This is a genomic window from Bariatricus sp. SGI.154 (assembly GCF_050313795.1).
Classification (GTDB): domain Bacteria; phylum Bacillota; class Clostridia; order Lachnospirales; family Lachnospiraceae; genus CAMBRQ01.
The window spans coordinates 1-18849 of record NZ_JBNPMC010000029.1 but is presented as its reverse complement, the minus strand read 5'-3'; the positions used below and the strand labels follow the sequence as shown (position 1 = coordinate 18849).

Here is an 18849-nt window from a genome sequence, read left to right as displayed (position 1 = left end):
CTGTCGGGAGGTATTTTTGTGCATAGAAAAATTGAATTGGTGATTCTGCTTCTGTTACTGGCAGGATTGGTAACCGTGAGCAGGAACCTGGAGAAACAGGTATCAGGGAATCAAGTGAAAAAAGGCAAGAATACGGTGGTCATCGATTCTGGTCACGGCGGAAATGATCCCGGTAAGATCGGTATCAATGATGCTAAGGAAAAAGATATAAACTTGCAGATCGCACAGAAGGTGAAGACGCTTCTGGAAGAAAAAGGAATCAAGGTCGTTATGACCAGAGAAGATGATTCTACATTAGCCAAAGAAACGGATACCAATAAAAAAGTACAGGACATGAAAGCAAGAGTTGAACTAATCAACAACACCGCACCCGATATTGCCGTCAGCATCCACCAAAACAGTTATCAGGATGCGAGCGTCCACGGCGCACAGGTCTTCTACTATACACATTCAGAGGAAGGAGAGAAAGCAGCAACAATTATGCAGAAAGCCCTCCTCGCCGTAGATAAAGATAACCACCGCCAGGCAAAAGAAGACAATACCTACTATCTACTCAAACGAACCGAAGTCCCAACAATTATCGTAGAATGCGGCTTTTTAAGCAATCCGGAAGAAGCCGATAAACTAGTAACCGAGGATTACCAACAACAAATAGCAGAAGCAATTGTTCAAGGAATCACAACTTGTCTCCCGAAGTAGAGTGTAGTATAATGTTCAAGAAAGCAATGAGCAGTGCGAAAACATAAGATAATGAGAATAGTTGCTTGCAAATATTCTCATTAGATTATGTTTTCATAGGGCGAAAGCCCGTGACCTTGAGAAGCCGAAGGGTTCTCAAGGTTAGCACTGCGGAGTGAATCTAGTCGAAATAGTTGCTTGCAAATATTCTCATTAGATTATGTTTTCATAGGGCGAAAGCCCGTGACCTTGAGAAGCCGAAGGGTTCTCAAGGTTGGCACTGCGGAGTGAATCTAGTCGAAATAGTTGCTTGCAGTTATTTTTATTAGAATACATTTTTATAAGGCGAATTCATGAAAACAATAATAAAAAAGATAACTAAAAACCAAAATAATACAGATATTATAAAACAGGCCGGCGACATCCTAAAATCCGGCGGCTTAGTAGCATTCCCCACCGAAACCGTATACGGTCTTGGTGCTGATGCCTTGAATGAGCAGGCAGCTAAGAAGATCTATGCCGCCAAAGGAAGGCCATCGGACAACCCCCTGATCGTACACATCACGAATATGGAGGCTTTGGATAAGATTACAGAATACATTCCACAAGAGGCAAGAATCGTAGCAGATGCATACTGGCCAGGACCTCTGACTATGATATTTCGGAAAAGCGAGATCGTACCGATGGGCACGACCGGCGGACTTAATACGGTGGCTGTCCGTATGCCAAGTCATGAGATTGCAAGAGAGGTCATTGATGCGGGAGGTGGCTACATTGCTGCGCCAAGTGCGAATACATCCGGACGTCCAAGCCCAACAGCAGCAGAGCATGTACAGGAAGATCTGTCAGGGCGGATTGATATGATTGTAGACGGAGGCGCCGTGGAGATAGGCGTGGAGTCCACCATCCTTGATATGACGGTGACGCCGCCCATGATCCTTCGCCCGGGTGCAATTACCAGAGAGATGCTTAACGAAGTGATCGGGGAGGTGGCTGTGGATAAGACCCTGATGAATCCGAACAGCAAGAAAGCGCCAAAAGCGCCGGGCATGAAATACCGGCATTATGCGCCGAAGGCAGATCTTACCGTTATTGAAGGAGAACTTGACCGTGTGGCAGATGAAATCAATCGTCTGGCACAGGAAAAACTAAGCGAAGGATATAAAGTCGGTATTATCGGAACGGAGGAGACGGTGGGCAAGTATCCTTTCGGAGATGTCAAATGTATCGGCACCAGAGAGGATGAAGCAACGATTGCCAGCCATCTGTTCGGGATTCTGAGAGAATTCGACAACGACGGGGTGGAGTACATATACAGTGAGTCATTTGATTCAGAAGGTATAGGAAGTGCTATCATGAACCGGCTTTTGAAAGCTGCCGGGCAGCATATAATCAGGTTAGGTAATAAATAAAATATATAAAACCAGACGAGGAGGAATATAATATGTCTAAAGTACAAGTTATGGATCATCCGCTGATTCAGCACAAGATTAGCCATATCCGTAAGGAAGAAGTGGGGTCAAAAGAATTCAGGGAGATTGTTAGTGAGATTGCTGCACTGATGTGCTATGAGGCGACAAGAGATCTGAAATTAAAGGACGTAAAGATTAAAACACCAATCTGCGAGATGGTGGGGAAAGAGTTGAGCGGTAAGAAACTGGCTGTTGTGCCGATCTTAAGGGCAGGTCTTGGAATGGTGGATGGAATTCTGAATATGATTCCGGCAGCGAAAGTAGGGCATATCGGATTATACCGTGATCCTGAGACTTTTGAGCCGGTAGAATATTACTGCAAACTGCCTTCAGACTGTGATGAGAGAGAGGTATTTGTCGTAGATCCGATGCTGGCAACTGGTGGATCCAGTGTGGCTGCGATTCAGATGCTGAAAGATAAAGGTGTGAAATCTATTCGTTTCTTATGTATCATTGCAGCACCGGAAGGTGTGAAGTTAATGACAGAGGAGCATCCGGATGTTGATCTGTATATTGGGGCATTGGATGACCATTTGAATGATCACAAATACATTGTTCCGGGCCTTGGTGATGCCGGAGACCGTATCTTTGGAACAAAATAAGAAGAGACATATGCCAGGGAGGCGTATCATATGGGGAATAAAAGAAAGGATTATATTAACTGGGACGAATATTTTATGGGAGTTGCAATGCTCTCCGGCATGCGTTCCAAAGATCCTAACACTCAGGTGGGATGTTGTATCGTAAGCCAGGACAATAAGATCCTGTCAATGGGATATAATGGATTGCCAATGGGATGTTCTGATGATGAATTTCCATGGGACAGAGAAGGAGAAGATCCGCTGGATACAAAGTATGTATATACAGTACACAGCGAATTGAACGCGATTCTGAATTACCGGGGAGGAAGTCTGGAGGGAGCCAAATTATATGTGTCCCTGTTCCCTTGTAATGAGTGTGCGAAAGCGATTATACAGAGTGGGATCAAGGAGGTCATCTACGATAGTAATAAATACGAAGACAGTACGGCGGTTCGGGCATCTATGCGAATGTTTGATGCTGCGGGAGTGAATTATCATCAGTATCACAGGTCGAACCGGGAGATTACGATCCGTCTGTAGTATGAAAACTATATAGACTGCGAGATTATAAGTGCTAAACTAACAGGATGAAAGAGTGGAGAAGATATTAGAAATGAGTTATCTTTCCCACTCTTTTTCTACAAGAGAATTCTTGTACAAGACATCCTCATATTAGATGATTTTCGCCTGCCGCAGAAGAAAACGATATCTCATCCATGCTGCATTGCCGCTGTAGATGTAGGAGTCTATAAGATCAGGATCCGATGCATTCTGGAAATTCATATAGGCATCTTCAAGATCCTGGCGTGCCTGGGCAATCTCGTCTAACAGGGTGTCGGCGCAAGGGTCATAGGACAGCCGTTTGTAGATATCTTCTTCTGCTGCATCTCTACGTTCAAATAATCGCATCATTCACCTCCGTAATTAGAAACTTAAGTCCCCTTTTTTCTAGTATAGGCAAATTTTGAGAATAAAATACCTTTCGGGTGGATATATATGGAATTAGAAATAGAAATTGAGGAGGAGATAGATATGACAGAGCAGAAGCCTCATCTGTTAGTTAACTTTATTGTCCGGGCGATTGTGGGAGTTGCCATGATATTTTTTGTAAACGAATTTCTGTCTTCTCAAGGAATTTCTGTGCAGGTGGGAATGAATCCGGTGACTGTATTGACATCCGGGATCCTTGGTACTCCTGGGGTTGCGCTTCTTTATGGAATTAGTTTTTATCAATTTTTGTAAGGGTTGCACAAAGATTGGCTTTTTTTAAAAAAGGGATGGACAATCAGAGAGGGGAAGGTTATAATCGTCCTACAAGTTACAGATAGTGACTTGTATCTGATTGATTCGATTGTTAGATTCATGTTATTCAAAGTGTTTCAAGTAATTTCAGTTTTATTTCAATTTATTCTAGGCTGTTTCGGCAGGGAGTCCACAGAGTAATTGACAGTTAGTAAGAAGTAGGAGGGATATTATGTGAGCAGTAGGAATCTGGTAATATGTGACCGGGAAGAAAGATATGCTGCGGCGTTTGCATCATTCCTGATGAAGAAAACAGAACTTGCTTTTCAAGTACAGGTATGCAGCAGACTGGCACAGGTGGAGGCAATCCGGCAGGAGAATCCCATAGATATTCTATTAGTTGGAAGCAGTTATCCGGAAGAAGAATGGAGACGGATTCAGGCGGGGCATGTATTTATTCTTACAGAATCGGGAAAGAAGACGGAGGGTTTAGATGGGAACACCGTATACCGGTATCAGTCGGCAGAAGCGATTCTGTCAGAGATTGTCTGCAAATACAGTGAGAAAGGGGAAAATGAAGAATTATTCTTCCGAACGGTAAAGTCCGGGGATATGCAAATTATCGGGATATTTTCTCCTATGCACAGGAGCGGGAAGACAAGTTATGGGTTGGAACTAGGACAACAGATGGCAGCATCTAATAATGCACTGTATCTGAATATGGAGATCTATGGCGGTATCGGAGGACATTTTCCAGAAGGTGGGCATACGTTGGAGGATGCACTCTATTATTCGAGGCAGGAAAGTAAGAATCTGGGGATGATACTTACCACGTTAGTCGGTCATATGGGGCAATTGGATTATCTGTTGCCAGTCAGGGTATCAGAAGATATAAAATCAGTAGAACTTGCGGACTGGCTTGATATGATTCATCAGATTGCGGAGCAGAGTATCTATGATGTTCTGATTCTGGATATCGATGAAGGATTAAGAGATGTGTACGGGCTTCTTAGAATATGTACAGAGATTCATGTTCCGGTGGCAGAAGATGCGTCGGCGAAGGCGAAACTGTTGCAATTTGAAGAAGAACTGCATCTTCTGGGATACGATGATGTCAGACGGAAAATGGTAAAAAAGGAGTTGAAGATATGATACATTCCGAGCAGCTCCATGCCAGAATACTGGAAGAATTGGATATGACCAGGGACATAGAAGATGAAGAACTTACACAGTTGATCTATCGCGTGCTTCAGGAAGCATCGACCAGAGAATATATGTCTCTTGCAGAGAAGACTGCTCTTGGAAAGGAACTTTTTAATGCATTCCGTAAATTGGATCTTCTGCAGGAATTCCTGGAGGATGATGAGATTACGGAAGTGATGATCAACGGAACCCAGCATATATTCTATGAACGTGGCGGTCAGATATACCAGTCGGATAAACGGTTTGTATCAAAGGAGAAATTAGAGGATGTGATCCAACAGATCGTAGCAGGGTCGAACAGGCTGGTGAATGAAGCATCCCCGATTGTAGATGCAAGGCTTGCGGATGGTTCCAGGGTGAATGTGGTACTCTACCCAATCGCACTTGACGGTCCGATTGTAACGATTCGTAAATTTTCAAAAGAGGCAATTACCATGAGACAGTTGATCTTGTGGCAGTCAATTAACAATGAAGTATCGGCATTTCTTGCTACCCTGGTAGCAGCCGGATACAACATATTCATAAGTGGAGGAACCGGTTCAGGCAAGACCACTTTCTTAAATGCATTATCGCAATATATACCAAAGACAGAGAGAATTATAACGATAGAAGACAACGCAGAACTGAAGATACAGGATGTTCCGAATCTGGTGAGGCTGGAAGCAAGGAATGCCAATGTGGAAGGGACGGGAGAAGTCACGATCCGGGATCTGATTAAGTCGGCCCTGCGGATGAGGCCGGATAGAATTGTAGTGGGAGAAGTGCGTTCGGCGGAGGCGATTGATATGCTGCAAGCACTTAACACCGGGCATGACGGGAGCCTTAGCACGGGTCATGCCAATAGCCCCAGAGATATGTTAAGCAGGCTGGAAACGATGGTGCTTATGGGAATGGATCTGCCGCTTTCGGCGATACAGAGGCAGATCGCTTCCGGAATTGATATCATTGTACATCTGGGAAGATTAAGGGATAAGAGCAGAAAGGTACTGGAAATCACAGAGGTTCTGGGATATCAGAAAGGCGAGATTATTCTTCAGACTTTGTACAAATATGAGGAAACGGGAGAACGGGAAGGAAAGATCCAGGGGGAATGGAGGAAAGTCCATGAGATTACGCAGAAGCAGAAACTGCTGGCAGCAGGATATAACGAGGAAGGACTATGTATGGATATGGATTAAGGCAGCAGGGATTACTGTTATAACGGCATGGCTTTATTACCGTTCTTTTTGGGCGGTTCTTCCGTTATTTCCGATTGGTATCTGGAATTTTCTGATGATGGAACAAGAAGAAGCAAGGAAGAAAGAACTGGAATTCCAGATACAATTCAAAGAAGCAATTCAGGCAGTATCGGCCGCATTGAATACGGGATATTCGGTAGAGAATGCATTCCGTGAAGCGCAGACAGAGTTGAAGTTAATCTATCCTGCAGATGCAAGAATTTCACGAGAATTATTGGTAATTATAAGGCAGTTGAGAATGCATATATCTATAGAACAGATTTTAGAGGAATTCGCATTCAGAGTGCAAACGGAGGATGTGAGGAATTTCGTGACCGTGTTTGCGGCGGCGAAGAAAAGTGGCGGCAACATGATTGGGATTATTCAGAATACGGTAAGTCAGATTGGGGATAAGATTGATGTAAAGCGGGAGATAGATACAATACTGGCATCTAAGAGATATGAATTCAGGGTTATGTCTGCAGTGCCTTATGCCATTATCGGGTATATGTCTCTGAGTTTCCCGGAATTCATGGACAGCCTGTATGGGAATGTATTGGGAATTGGGGTGATGACGGTATGTCTGGTCATATATATGGGCGCTTACTATCTTGGTGTAAGGCTGATAAGGATCGAAGTATAAAAGTTCTTGTAGTTGCGGCATTGCTTCTGGCAGGAGTACTAATTCTCCTTATGGATTATGTTCATTCATCTATGGAGATACAGCGTGAACTTGAACGAAATGGTTATGGGGAAGGCAGCAGGACAGAAGAATTAGAGGTCGCAGTAGAAGGTAATAAAAAGAAGATTCCGGTAGAAGTGGAGATATCAGAACAGCAATATTCTTCGGAAGAAGTACAGGAATTATTCGACCGGGTGATACGGCGGATGGAGGAATACATACTCGGAGATAACGAGAGTCTTGACAGGGTAGAAAGTGATCTGAACCTTCTGGCAGAAGTACCGGATGAACCAGTGGAGATTTCTTGGGAACTGGATCGATATGATGTGATGAACATTCGCGGGGAATTACAGGAAAATGCGCTAAAAGAAACGGGAACTTTGGTTAAGTTAAGCGCAATTCTAACTTACGAAGAGGATGAAGAAGAGCAGGCATTATATCAATGTGTGGCGAATATTTATCCAAAGACCCTAAGCGAGGAAGAGAAGAATAGACAAAAGGTAAGAGAGAAGATTCAAAAACAGGAGGAGCAGGATCGAACACAGAAGAGCGTGAAATTGCCGGAATATATTCAGGGAAAGAAAGTCTCTTATTATGAGAAGATGGATAGCCGGGGAATCGTGCTGATTATCATGGCGGTATTGATTGGCATTCTTCTGTATGTTTTGAAGATGCAGAATCAGGGAAAAGAACAGAACCAAAAGAAGCAGCAGATGCTGCTGGATTATCCGGAGATTATTAATAAGATGACGTTATTCCTTGGGGCGGGGATGACGGTTAAGCGGGCATGGAAGAAGATTGTTGAAGACTATGAACATTGGAAGGAGATGTGGGGTGTTCGGTATGCATACGAGGAAATGAAAGGAGCGTGCTATGAGATGGAAAGTGGAGTGACCGAGGCAGAGAGTTATGAGAACTTTGGACGGCGTTGCAACGTTCAAGTATACATAAGATTCGGAGCGCTGCTTTCACAGAACTTAAGAAAAGGGACGAAGGGATTGACGCAATTACTGAAACTGGAATCCATTCAGGCGTTTGAGGAGAGAAAAGCAAGGGCGAAAAGAGCCGGAGAAGAGGCAGGGACGAAGTTGCTGTTACCGATGTTTTTGATGCTGGCGATCGTATTGGTGATTGTAATTGTACCGGCGTTTCTGTCAGTACAGATATGAGAAATAGCAAAACGAGCAAACAGGGATATACAAAAAAGGTGAGACAAGTAGATAAAAGAGAAAGGTAGGAATAAGTATGTGGAGAATAAGACAAGCACTTACAAATCTAAGAGAAGAAGAGGGAATAGGAGTAGTGGAGGTTATATTAATTCTAGTCGTGCTAATTGGCCTGGTTATCATATTCAAGTCGCAGTTAACCAGTCTGGTGCAAAGCATCTTCGAGAAGATTGTCAGCGAGAGTTCGGGAATCTGATATCGGTGAGAAGATACTATAAAGGAGAAGTGACGGTATATCTAAGTCTGATTTTTATCCTTCTGGTTACTTTTGTAGGAGGCGTTATGGAAAGTGCATCCATACAGATTGCGAAGAACTACAGAAGAGCGGATACGAATCGTGCGATGGAGTGTGTATTCGCAGAATATCAGAAAGAACTGTTAGAGGAATATGATATCTTTGCGTTGGAAGTAAGTTATGAGACCGGACAGTATGCAGAACAGAATCTAACGGACAGGCTAGCCTACTACGGTGCGGGAGATATGGAGCATAAAGTAGAACGAATACAATTTCTTACAGATAGAGGCTGTAGTGGATTCTATGATCAGGTGGCAATTTACATGGAGCAGAAGTACGGGATGGATGTGGTGAAAGACATGCTGGGGTTGTCTTCTGTATGGGAACAGCAAGAGGAGCGGGTGGAGAGTTATTCCAGAGAAGAGCAGGAGCAGCAGGAGAATCTGAATCATCTGCTGCGAGAGAATGAAAGTGAATTGCCGGATGAGGATAATCCGATTAACCATGTAGGTCAGTTAAAGCGTTCATCCATACTAAGTTTGGTTGTTCCTAAAGATATCGCGATATCAGAAAAGATGGTAGAGGAGCAGGAACTGCTATCTTCAAGAGAGCGGAATGAAGGCTATGGAGAGTTCTCAGATGTAGCGTCGGGTAACGGAAAACTATCAACGTTATTATTCGGAGAATATTTACTAGAACATTTTTCCGAATTCACTGATACAGAGAAGACGGGTACTTTGGATTATGAACTGGAATATATCCTGGCGGGCAAGAGCAGTGATAAGGAGAATCTGGAGGCAGTGGTGAAGCGACTGCTGCTTTTAAGATTCGTCCCTAATTATGCCTATATACAGACGGATGGAGAGATGAGGGCAGAAGCACAGGCTATGGCGCTGACTTTGTGTGCACTCCTGGCAGTTCCGGCGATTACGGAGGCAGCGGCACAGGGGATTCTATTGGCATGGGCATACGGTGAGTCTATTATGGATATCCGTTCATTGTTAAAAGGAAACAGGGTGCCGTTGGTGAAATCAAAGGAGAGTTGGCAGTTACAGTTGTCCGGTCTTCTTACTCTGGGAACAGAAGAAGATCATAATGACGGGCAGGACATCTCAGACGGACTTGCTTATCAGGAGTATCTGCGTATTTTACTGTTTCTGGGTCAAAAGAACACGATTGCCCTTCGGGCAATTGGGATGATCGAGCAGAATATGCGTAAGATTTATGGACAGCCGTATTTTCATGCAGATCAGTGTATCAACAGGATGGAGATTAAGACGACTTGCAAGTTAAGAAGAGGAATTACATATCAGTATAAGACATACTACGGTTATCAATAAGAAGAATAAAAAAGAGACGGATACAGATGCCCTTTCGGGCTTCCGAACGAAATCCAAGGAAAACAGATTATATAAAAAATAAAAAGAAAGGAGAAGGATTCGTACCATGAATAGGAAAATACTCCCCTCACAATCTATCTATTCTATCATTACCGGAAGGGCATCTGTATCCGCCTCTAAAAAAGGAAGCATAACTGTGGAGGCAGCAATGGCAGTGCCAATCTTTTTCCTGGCAGTAGTAAGTCTTTTATATCTAATGGAGATGATGGCAATCCAGACATCCATCCGATCAGGATTACAGTATGCAGGAAAACAGGCTGCAAAAGATGCTTCTGTGGTAACAGTTGTCATACCGTCTCATATAGAAAGTGATGTGATTCATGCGGTTGGACCGGAAAGACTTGAGAGGAGCATTGTAATTGGCGGAAGTGGAGGCATTAGTTGCAATCGTTCAAGAATGTCTGCGAAGACAGGGATTGGAGAACTGGTAGTGACGTATAAGGTGCGTCTGCCGATTCCGATGTTCAGGATACAGCCGATAGAGTATCAGGAGAAGATGCGAATTAAGGCATGGACTGGGTATGAGAAGGCTGGATTCGAAATGAATGATAATACAACAGTGTATATCACAGAGACAGGGCTGGTCTATCACAAGGACTATCAGTGTACCCATCTGGATCTGTCGATTCGCATGGTGGCTGCATCAGAGTTAAGTTCCTTGCGTAATGTAGGTGGCGGTAAATATTACCCGTGTGAACATTGTATGAGGAATGTAGGTGGCAGTGTATATCTTACGGATACCGGAGACCGATATCATAGTTCGTTATCCTGTAGCGGATTAAAAAGGACGATATACGCAGTTCCTTTGTCAGAAGTTATTGGAAAGGGGGCATGTTCCAGATGTGGAAGATAAGTCAGATGATATGTATGGGACTATTGGTGAGTTTATCTATTGTGGATGTTCATTTTCGTAAGATACCGATTGATATTCTAATGTTGGTGAATCTGGCGGTGGTGATATATCAATTTGCAATAGGAAAGGCGGATATCTGGCTGGCGGCAGGCGGAGCAGGGCTTGGCGTATTGTTTCTCGTATTTAGCAGAGTGACCCGCGAAAGTATGGGATATGGAGATAGTTGGGCGATTTTGATTCTTGGAATCTATCTTGGAATCTGGGATTTGATAGAAGTACTTGCAGTGGCGTTCTTTACACTTGCTATTGCTTCTATGATCTGCATGGTAAGAAAAAGAAGGTGTAGGAAATCGGTCATTCCGTTTTATCCATTTCTGACAGTTGGTTACTTATTCAGTTTGTTGGCAGGAGGGGGAAACGGGTGAGTAAGCAGGTGAGAAAACGGAGCGTTCATGGCAGCATGACGATAGAGATGTCTTTTCTTATGCCCATGATTCTCTTCCTGACTATGGGATGTATCCTGGCAGTATTTTATTATCACGATAAAAATATTCTGTCAGGAGCAGCATATGAGACTGTGGTGGTGGGAAGTACCAAAGCGAGAGAGAAGGATGGCGTAGAAGCGGGGGAATTAGAGTCTCTGCTTTCCCAGCGGGTGAGGAATAAGTGCATACTTTTTTCATATCCGCGAGTTGTAGTTACTGTAGAGGATAAAGAGATTGAGATTGTAGTAAGTGCTAAAAGGAAGTGGATGAAAGTATCCATAGTAAAAAGAGCAGCAGTAACAGAACCGGAGAGATATATACGGAATATAAGACGATTAAAAAAATAAAGAATTAGGAGAGTCAAAAAGAAAGGGAACAGGATGGAACGTAAGATTACGATCGAAGAGAAGACCCTATATCGGGAAGATTATCAGATGTGTATGTTAAAGGCGAATCATCTGGATGGAGTGTTAAAAGTAGGCGGCAGAGGTATGAATGGAAACAGTTATTATGATTATGATGTTAGCGGAAAGATATCGATGAAAGCAATGTTTGAAAGAAGTAAAATTACTTCTGAAGATATAAAAATATTTCTTTCTAATCTTAAAATAGTAATTAAAGAAGTAGAAAAATATCTACTGGATATACATTGTATTTTATTGAAACCGGAATATATCTTCTATGAAGAAGAAAAGTTTTACTTCTGTTATTATCCGCTGGCGCAGCAGGATCTGTGGGAAGAATTCCATAAGTTGACAGAATATCTGGTGAAGCAGGCAGATTATCAGGACCAGGATTGTGTCAGCATGGTATTTTTGCTTCATAAGAAGACAATGGAGGAGAATTATAGTCTGGAGAAGCTAATAGCAGAATGCCTTCAGGACAAGCCTAAAGACAGTGGGGAAGAGATGTATGAAGATATGAAAGAAAAAGAAGACAGTTATATAAAATATGATACAGCAGAACACGACTGGATTACAGAGCAGGAGTTGGGAAGTTCTATTATGCGAGAGACAGAAAACCTATGGACACCAGTAAAACGTTTCCTCACCAGGCATAAGAAACCTAAATGGGGAGATTGGGATGGTCTGCATATCGAAGAAGAGGAATTGTAGTAAGGTATGACTAGGAATCGTACAAGTTAAAACTATTTGTTAACAGCATAAATAATATGATAATATAAAGGAGAAACTATGGGTAGAAATATGGTGCCATTATTAAACGTATACATAACCGAGTGCGTAAGGTGAGGGCAAGCGAAGAAGTCGGGGTGAGATATATGCAGGCATGGGAAGAAAAGTATTATGAGAGAGAAGAGGGAAGAGAAGAACTGTTAAAAGAGTTAGCAGAAAAGAAATATGCAAAAGGGATGACAGTGAAAGAAATAGCTGACTTATTAGAAGAGGATATAGATACTATAAACAGGCTGCTGGGTCAGAGTAATAATGCAGAAGAGAATGCAGAATAATGGTTACTATCTGGAGAAAAGTATGTTATACTAGACGGGATAAATGGAAAAATATACCAGAGGTGAATCGGCAATAGATGAAAGAGTATAAAAGAAAAGCACCCTGTACCATATTATTGGCAGCAGCGAATGTTATAGTGTTTTTTGTGCTTACATTCCAGGGAATGACAGAAGATGGAAGGTTCTTATTGGCGCATGGGGCAATGTATGTTCCGCTGGTTACAGAGCAAGGAGAATTCTATCGGCTACTCACTAGTATTTTTCTTCACTTTGGATTCGAGCATCTGATGAGCAATATGGTTATGTTGGTGCTGATCGGGTGGAACCTGGAAATTGAGATTGGGAAGATTAAGTTTATCATTATATATATTTTGAGTGGTTTGGGCGGAAATGCTCTGTCTGCATGGTGTGAGATGCAGACAGGTGATTATGCTGTGTCGGCAGGAGCATCGGGTGCAATATTTGGAATTGTTGGTGCCTTGCTGTATGTAGCAATCCGTAACAAAGGGCGCATTGGAGATATTACTGGCAGAGGACTTGTATTTATGGTTGCGCTTAGTTTGTATTATGGATTTACCAGCAGTGGTGTCGATAATATGGCGCATATTGGAGGACTGGTGTCAGGATTCCTATTAAGCGTTCTTCTGTACTGGAAGCGTAATAATGAAGGAAGTGCCTTTTCCCAGGCTTGATGTTACTGTGATGGAGCCTTGATGGGCGGTAATAATGCGCCTGGCAATGGCAAGACCAAGACCGGTTCCGTTCGATTTGTGGGTAACAAATGGCTCGAAGATAGAAGGCAGGTTTTCTTCGGATATTCCGCAGCCGGTATCAGTTATTTTAATCTGAAGTATTGTGTCTTTGTTTGTAAGGCTTGCATTCAGAGTGATTGATGGATGCTTACAATCCGGGCAGGAGACAACGGCATCTCTTGCATTGCTTAAGAGGTTCAGCAGTGTCTGCCTGATTTTGATAGAGTCTATTGTGATTACCGGTAAGTTTGGTGCAATTCTGGAGGTGAATTCAATCTCAGTGTCCAGAATTGAAGATGCGAAGGACAGAGCCAGTGTTTTTAAGAAGACATCTGCATTAATATCGGACAGGGTCAGCCGCTCTCCATTATTATAGGAAGATAGTTCTTCTAACAGTTGCTTCATGTACTCGATGTCCTGATGCATGGCATCCCAGTGACGGAAGGATAAGACTTCCGGGTGTTGAGTTTCGATTAACTGTAAAGTGCTATATACAAGTGTAAGTGGATTACGAATCTCATGGCTTATGGTGCTGATCTCCATTCTTTGAGATTCGAGAAGTCTTGTGAGAAGTTCTTTTTTCTCAGGACTTTCTTCCATAATCTGTTGCAAGTTGTCGTAGTCTGTCGTTGAAAACATAGTAATTACCGCCCCTTTCTGATGTATCAGTTTAGCATCGGCGGTTAAAATAATCAATTATTATTTTTGAGGAAAGAAGGCTGATAATATGAAGGATGAAAATTGCATATTTTGTAAACTTGCTAATGGAGAGATACCGACATCTACTTTATATGAGGACGATGATTTTCGTGTAATTCTAGATGCAAGCCCGGCATCTAAGGGGCATGCACTAATTCTTCCAAAGGAGCATTATGCAAATCTCTATGAATTAGACGATGAAGTAGCAGCAAAAGTACTGGTTCTTGCTAAGAAGATGATTACAAAACTCACAGATGTTCTTGGATGTGATGGTTACAATATCGTTCAGAATAACGGAGAGGCTGCGGGACAGACGGTATTCCATTTCCATCTGCATATGATTCCAAGATATAAGGATGACAGCGTAGGACTTGGATGGAAGATGGGAGAATTAACAGAAGAGGATAAAGAGGATATCTTAAGTAAGATAAAATAGTGTTGGAAGCGAAGGATGAGTCAGTGGGAATCGAGTCAAAAGAAAATTCTATCTTCGATACAATCTATAATAGCAATTTTGAGATTGTATACAAGGTAGCCTTGAAATACTCCAGAAATCATCATGCGGCAGAAGAGATTGCACAGAATGTATTTATAAAATTATATCTGAATATTGATCATATCAACGTAGATGCTGCAAGATCTTGGTTAATTCTGACGGCGAAATATATGGCGTTGAATCTGAAAAGAGACAGAGCGCGTGAGTATCTGGTAGAAGATCTGAGCATGGAAGAAGAAACGATTCTTGCTGATTCGGGTGAAAGCCCTGAAGAGGTCTTCGTCAGAAAGATAAAACAGCGGGAATTCGTGGAGTTGAAAGAAGATATATTTGCAGCATTGTATGAGAAGAATCCGAGATGGTATGATGCGATTACGATTTCGTATGTTTTGGAAAAGCCGCAGAAGGAAGTTGCCGAAAACATGGGTGTAACTCTGGAAGTGTTACATAGTATGCTGTATAGAGCAAGAAAGTGGATAAAAGAAAATTATAAAGATGAGTATGACCACTTGCATAAAGACTAAAAACAGGTGCCGTATTGACACCTGTTTTCTATAAATCAATGTAGTGGATTATATCTGTATATGAATAGAGTTATTTGGATGTTACAGATTCAATCAGATCAATAATAGTATCGATTGAATTCTGCTGTGGAGACTGCTTCATAGCATCTATGTATGTCTCGCGGTTTTCATACAGGTGGGTAATGGAATCAAGAAGGACTTCTTTGGTTAGTTCTTCCTCTTCCAGAACAATGCTGTATCCCTGGCGTTCAAAAGAACGGGCATTCAGAATCTGGTCGCCGCGGCTTGCGTTAGCGGAAAGTGGAATCAGGAGATTCGGTTTGTGCAGGGCAAGCAGTTCGCAGATGGCATTTGCTCCGGCTCGTGAGATTACGATATCGGTTAATGCAAAGAGATCTTTTAGTTCTTCTTTAATATATTCAAACTGAGCGTAGCCTTCAAGACCTTTTAATGAGTCGTCAACCTTTCCTTTTCCGCAAAGGTGTACGACTTGGAATGTCTTAAGTAGTTCTGGAAGAATACCGCGTACTGCATCATTGACTGCTACGGAGCCAAGACTTCCGCCGACAACCATGATTACCGGCTTGTCGGATGTGAATCCGAGGAATTCCTTTGCCTTGTATTTATCGCCGGATAACAGTTCCTGACGAATCGGAGAACCTGTTAGAACAGCTTTTCCATCCGGAAGGTGTTCCAAAGTCTCTGGGAAGTTACAGCATACTTTGGTTGCTGAAGGCAGGGATAATTTGTTTGCAAGACCAGGTGTCATATCAGATTCATGAATAATCGTTGGTACATGGCGGCTCTTTCCAGCAAGTACAACAGGAACAGATACAAAACCGCCTTTGGAAAAGATAACATCCGGTTTCAATATTTTTACCAGTTTCTTGGCTTCGCCCAGACCTTTGATTACTCGGAAAGGATCGGTGAAGTTCTGGACACTGAAGTAACGGCGTAATTTACCAGAAGAGATTCCGTGATAAGGAATGCCGAATTGTTCAATCAGTTCCTTCTCAATGCCGTTATAAGAGCCGATATAATGAATATCATATTGTAATTCTTTGAGCCGTGGCAAGAGGGCAATGTTAGGTGTTACATGACCTGCGGTGCCGCCACCAGTTAGGATAATGCGTTTCATAATGACCTCCCAATCGTGATAATATGTATAAATATGTTCGTACGATATACGTTATAACTATATTATACGTTTAGCGGGGATTTGGTCAAGAGAAAGAAAAAGATTTCGAGAGGGCTTAATGGTGAATGTTCACGCTTCAACCAGTGGACGCCGTTCTGAGAGGAAATATGTTCCACGCAAACGGGGCAACATTCCGGTGAACTAACTGTTAACTGCGACTATAAGACATTCGGGAGAACCCTCATGTCTAAGTCTTCGTAAACAGTGGATTTCACCGCCATTAAGAACGCCCCTGAATTGCTTGCTTAGGAACACATTTCCTCTCAGAACTACTGCTTACTGGCTATAGTGTGAAGCATAGGAGAGAAAGCGTTGTAGAGAGTGTTGGCTGTTAGTTGAATGTTAGGTAGTATTTAATTAATAAGAGGTATAGATATGAAGGAAAAGAAGGATCAACTGGAAGAAATCGTAAAAAGTGAATATGACAGGATGGCCCGGGAAGAAGAGGTTGAGATTCAGAATGATGGGGATATCTGTGTGCCGGAGGGGATGCAGGATGCTATACGTGAGCGGATTGAAAACCGGATTGGAGAAATGAAGAGAGAAAAGTCATATTCTGGATTGTCTGAGGAAGATCGCAGAGCGTTGGAACTGGGGAGAAAGATGCTGGCGGAAGAGGAAAAAGGAGAAAATACGGGTAAGGTTGTGCGGAAGAGGAAGCCGCTTAAGATTTATATTGGGTTGGTAGCGGTGTTGGTGATTGTGCTGGGGATGGGGATAACTAGCGTGGGTGGACCGGAGAAAATCGTGAAGATGGTAAAACAGGCGGTTGGAAATAGAGAAGTTGAGAAAATAAACTCTAGTGAAGATAATTGGGTGATTGTGGAAGAAAATGAAGAAGAGGCGTATCAAACAATAAGTGAAGAATTTGGAATAGAACCTGTAAAAATTATTCATGGAGTCGTAGATATAGAGTTTCAAAGTTTAAATTTAGATAAAGAACTTCAAATTGGAGAGGTGACTTATACACACGATGGGGAAAATATAGTTTATTTAATTAATGCATCGTATTTAAATTCATCATGGGGAATAGATGTTGAAGATGAAAAAGTCGCTCAACATGAAATTAAAAATGGGAAATGCATGATAACGGTTAAGGAGTATAAAATAAAAGATTCATCAACAGAGAGATATTCAGCAAGTTTTGAATATCAAGGATTGGAATATTTTTTAATGGGAACTATGAAAAAAGAAGAATTTTATAATATTATAAATAGTTTGCATTTTGTTAGGTAAATTGCGTCAGTTTTTGAAGAATTATGTGTTTATATATATGAGGGTAAAAGGAAGGATAGGAGGTGTTAAAGTAGAGTGAGAATAAAAATGACATCTGTATGTTGCACATTAATGCTGTTAATGAGCATGCTACTTATATCAGCAAAAGATGTACAGGCGGCATCAGATGATCCGATTTTAGACGGTTCATATTTAACGTATGATGAGGAGTCTATTGGTTATGATACAAAAATAACAAGAGGAGAAGATCTGCTTACTGGCTATTCAAAGTGTGTTCGTTTAGGACCCGGGAGACTTTATGCAGGTGGAACCACAATTGCTGCACACACCGTAGAAAATGTGCAAATATCTGTTATTGTTGAGAGAGCACAAAAAGGTGATGACTCATGGTCGGGTTATGATAATTGGCATGCGGAAAATTCTGATACCGATAGAGTAGGATCAAATCGAGCTTTAGCTGTGGAAGGCGGTTATTATTATCGAGTTCGTTGCACACATTCAGCGAATTCTGATATGAGTAGTTCATTTACTGATGGAGTCTATATAGAAGAACCATAAAATCAAAGTCCAAAGTATAAGAGAAAAAGAAGAAAATAATTAAAATAACAAAAACATAACAAAAAATTAAAAACAAAAAGCAATCAGAGTAAATTTTATTAAAAAACAAAACAAAAAACCGTAATTCAAAGAGAAAAAGTAAAAACCGGTTGGGGAGATTGTGGGAGGTGCCGTCCGCGGTGCATAAGTAGAAACTATTAATTTAATTTCGACCTTACATTGAGAAACCGTAGACCCACGAAACGGGTTAAAGTCGTCGTAGACGGCACTTCCCACAATCTCTCCAGCCACAAAAGAGAACGTAAAAGAGAACAGAGAAGGATACGAGGCACATGCTACGCTTCGTATCCTTTTCGTTTTCAAGGTTCAAGAATCGATTACTCTGCAATGGCTTTTTTCAATGCCTGTGCTAACTGATCCGGGCAGGATGTTGATTTAAAGCCACAGGTGATGCCCTCTATGCGGGAGATGGCATCATGTACATTCATTCCTTTCACCAGGCTTGCGATTCCCTGAGTGTTTCCGGCGCATCCGCCAACGAATTCTACATTTTTTATTATATCTCCGTCCACATCAACTCTGATCAGTTGTGAACAGACACCAGATGGTTTATAATCCATGTGTATAGCCTCCTTTGTACATAA

Annotated in this window: 25 protein-coding genes; 21 read left to right on the top strand and 4 right to left on the bottom strand. The window is 42.1% G+C overall.

Annotated features, from left to right (window positions below):
• Positions 1-18: 18 nt before the first annotated feature.
• From ACQRBN_RS12625 to ACQRBN_RS12610, 4 genes are all read left to right on the top strand, one after another.
• Positions 19-699 (top strand): N-acetylmuramoyl-L-alanine amidase family protein, encoded by a 681-nt coding sequence (locus ACQRBN_RS12625; protein ID WP_427739359.1) that lies wholly within the window; start codon positions 19-21, stop codon positions 697-699.
• Positions 700-1031: 332 nt separating this feature from the next.
• On the top strand, positions 1032-2090 hold the full coding sequence (locus ACQRBN_RS12620) for an L-threonylcarbamoyladenylate synthase (RefSeq protein WP_427739358.1): 1059 nt from the start codon (positions 1032-1034) through the stop codon (positions 2088-2090).
• Between the two features lie 32 nt (positions 2091-2122).
• Entirely contained in the window at positions 2123-2752 is a 630-nt protein-coding gene (gene upp / locus ACQRBN_RS12615) for a uracil phosphoribosyltransferase (protein ID WP_427739357.1), read from the top strand.
• A 30-nt stretch (positions 2753-2782) separates the two neighbouring features.
• On the top strand, positions 2783-3271 hold the full coding sequence (locus ACQRBN_RS12610; protein WP_427739356.1) for a deoxycytidylate deaminase: 489 nt from the start codon (positions 2783-2785) through the stop codon (positions 3269-3271).
• Between the two features lie 132 nt (positions 3272-3403).
• On the opposite strand, the gene ACQRBN_RS12605 is transcribed toward ACQRBN_RS12610, so the two are convergent.
• Complete coding sequence (locus tag ACQRBN_RS12605) at positions 3404-3643, bottom strand: YaaL family protein (protein WP_427739355.1); 240 nt, start codon at positions 3641-3643, stop codon at positions 3404-3406.
• An 84-nt stretch (positions 3644-3727) separates the two neighbouring features.
• Between ACQRBN_RS12605 and ACQRBN_RS12600 the strand changes: the two genes are divergently transcribed.
• From ACQRBN_RS12600 to ACQRBN_RS12540, 13 genes are all read left to right on the top strand, one after another.
• Positions 3728-3973 (top strand): pro-sigmaK processing inhibitor BofA family protein, encoded by a 246-nt coding sequence (locus ACQRBN_RS12600; protein WP_427739354.1) that lies wholly within the window; start codon positions 3728-3730, stop codon positions 3971-3973.
• 234 nt (positions 3974-4207) lie between these two features.
• On the top strand, positions 4208-5125 hold the full coding sequence (locus ACQRBN_RS12595) for a hypothetical protein (protein WP_427739353.1): 918 nt from the start codon (positions 4208-4210) through the stop codon (positions 5123-5125).
• The gene (locus tag ACQRBN_RS12590; RefSeq protein ID WP_427739352.1) at positions 5122-6354 is read left to right on the top strand and encodes a CpaF family protein; all 1233 of its coding nucleotides are present in this window, start codon (positions 5122-5124) and stop codon (positions 6352-6354) included. The genes ACQRBN_RS12595 and ACQRBN_RS12590 overlap by 4 nt, the downstream gene beginning before the upstream one ends.
• The gene (locus ACQRBN_RS12585) at positions 6281-7036 is read left to right on the top strand and encodes a type II secretion system F family protein (protein ID WP_427739351.1); all 756 of its coding nucleotides are present in this window, start codon (positions 6281-6283) and stop codon (positions 7034-7036) included. Before ACQRBN_RS12590 ends, ACQRBN_RS12585 begins: the two co-directional genes overlap by 74 nt.
• Positions 6973-8244 (top strand): type II secretion system F family protein, encoded by a 1272-nt coding sequence (locus ACQRBN_RS12580; RefSeq protein WP_427739350.1) that lies wholly within the window; start codon positions 6973-6975, stop codon positions 8242-8244. The genes ACQRBN_RS12585 and ACQRBN_RS12580 overlap by 64 nt, the downstream gene beginning before the upstream one ends.
• Before the next feature lie 76 nt (positions 8245-8320).
• The gene (locus ACQRBN_RS12575) at positions 8321-8497 is read left to right on the top strand and encodes a Flp1 family type IVb pilin (RefSeq protein ID WP_427739349.1); all 177 of its coding nucleotides are present in this window, start codon (positions 8321-8323) and stop codon (positions 8495-8497) included.
• A 5-nt stretch (positions 8498-8502) separates the two neighbouring features.
• The gene (locus tag ACQRBN_RS12570) at positions 8503-9876 is read left to right on the top strand and encodes a DUF5702 domain-containing protein (protein WP_427739348.1); all 1374 of its coding nucleotides are present in this window, start codon (positions 8503-8505) and stop codon (positions 9874-9876) included.
• Positions 9877-9982: 106 nt separating this feature from the next.
• On the top strand, positions 9983-10789 hold the full coding sequence (locus ACQRBN_RS12565; RefSeq protein WP_427739347.1) for a pilus assembly protein: 807 nt from the start codon (positions 9983-9985) through the stop codon (positions 10787-10789).
• The gene (locus ACQRBN_RS12560) at positions 10777-11214 is read left to right on the top strand and encodes a prepilin peptidase (RefSeq protein WP_427739346.1); all 438 of its coding nucleotides are present in this window, start codon (positions 10777-10779) and stop codon (positions 11212-11214) included. Before ACQRBN_RS12565 ends, ACQRBN_RS12560 begins: the two co-directional genes overlap by 13 nt.
• Positions 11211-11621, top strand: coding sequence for a TadE family protein (locus ACQRBN_RS12555; protein WP_427739345.1), 411 nt, complete (start codon positions 11211-11213; stop codon positions 11619-11621). The genes ACQRBN_RS12560 and ACQRBN_RS12555 overlap by 4 nt, the downstream gene beginning before the upstream one ends.
• 33 nt (positions 11622-11654) lie before the next feature.
• Complete coding sequence (locus ACQRBN_RS12550; RefSeq protein ID WP_427739344.1) at positions 11655-12389, top strand: DUF6382 domain-containing protein; 735 nt, start codon at positions 11655-11657, stop codon at positions 12387-12389.
• A 164-nt stretch (positions 12390-12553) separates the two neighbouring features.
• A complete protein-coding gene (locus tag ACQRBN_RS12545) occupies positions 12554-12742 on the top strand; it encodes a hypothetical protein (RefSeq protein ID WP_427739343.1) in 189 nt (62 codons plus the stop codon).
• A gap of 77 nt (positions 12743-12819) precedes the next feature.
• On the top strand, positions 12820-13434 hold the full coding sequence (locus ACQRBN_RS12540; protein ID WP_427739342.1) for a rhomboid family intramembrane serine protease: 615 nt from the start codon (positions 12820-12822) through the stop codon (positions 13432-13434).
• Here ACQRBN_RS12540 and ACQRBN_RS12535 read toward each other — a convergent pair.
• On the bottom strand, positions 13375-14133 hold the full coding sequence (locus ACQRBN_RS12535; RefSeq protein ID WP_427739341.1) for a sensor histidine kinase: 759 nt from the start codon (positions 14131-14133) through the stop codon (positions 13375-13377). The genes ACQRBN_RS12540 and ACQRBN_RS12535 overlap by 60 nt on opposite strands.
• A gap of 88 nt (positions 14134-14221) precedes the next feature.
• On the opposite strand from ACQRBN_RS12535, the gene ACQRBN_RS12530 reads away from it, so the two are divergent.
• Positions 14222-14629: an HIT family protein gene (locus ACQRBN_RS12530; RefSeq protein ID WP_427739340.1), complete on the top strand. Its 408-nt coding sequence runs from the start codon at positions 14222-14224 to the stop codon at positions 14627-14629.
• A gap of 23 nt (positions 14630-14652) precedes the next feature.
• Positions 14653-15213, top strand: a complete 561-nt coding sequence (locus tag ACQRBN_RS12525) for an RNA polymerase sigma factor (protein WP_427739339.1) — start codon at positions 14653-14655, stop codon at positions 15211-15213.
• Positions 15214-15283: 70 nt separating this feature from the next.
• On the opposite strand, the gene ACQRBN_RS12520 is transcribed toward ACQRBN_RS12525, so the two are convergent.
• Positions 15284-16351 carry an undecaprenyldiphospho-muramoylpentapeptide beta-N-acetylglucosaminyltransferase gene (locus ACQRBN_RS12520; RefSeq protein ID WP_427739338.1) on the bottom strand — a complete coding sequence of 356 codons (1068 nt, stop codon included), beginning with the start codon at positions 16349-16351 and terminating at the stop codon, positions 15284-15286.
• 435 nt (positions 16352-16786) lie between these two features.
• Between ACQRBN_RS12520 and ACQRBN_RS12515 the strand changes: the two genes are divergently transcribed.
• Positions 16787-17647, top strand: coding sequence for a DUF4367 domain-containing protein (locus tag ACQRBN_RS12515; RefSeq protein ID WP_427739337.1), 861 nt, complete (start codon positions 16787-16789; stop codon positions 17645-17647).
• Between the two features lie 75 nt (positions 17648-17722).
• Positions 17723-18205, top strand: coding sequence for a hypothetical protein (locus ACQRBN_RS12510; protein ID WP_427739336.1), 483 nt, complete (start codon positions 17723-17725; stop codon positions 18203-18205).
• A gap of 377 nt (positions 18206-18582) precedes the next feature.
• Here ACQRBN_RS12510 and ACQRBN_RS12505 read toward each other — a convergent pair whose 3' ends face one another.
• On the bottom strand, positions 18583-18825 hold the full coding sequence (locus tag ACQRBN_RS12505; protein WP_427739335.1) for a TIGR03905 family TSCPD domain-containing protein: 243 nt from the start codon (positions 18823-18825) through the stop codon (positions 18583-18585).
• Between the last annotated feature and the right edge of the window lie 24 nt (positions 18826-18849).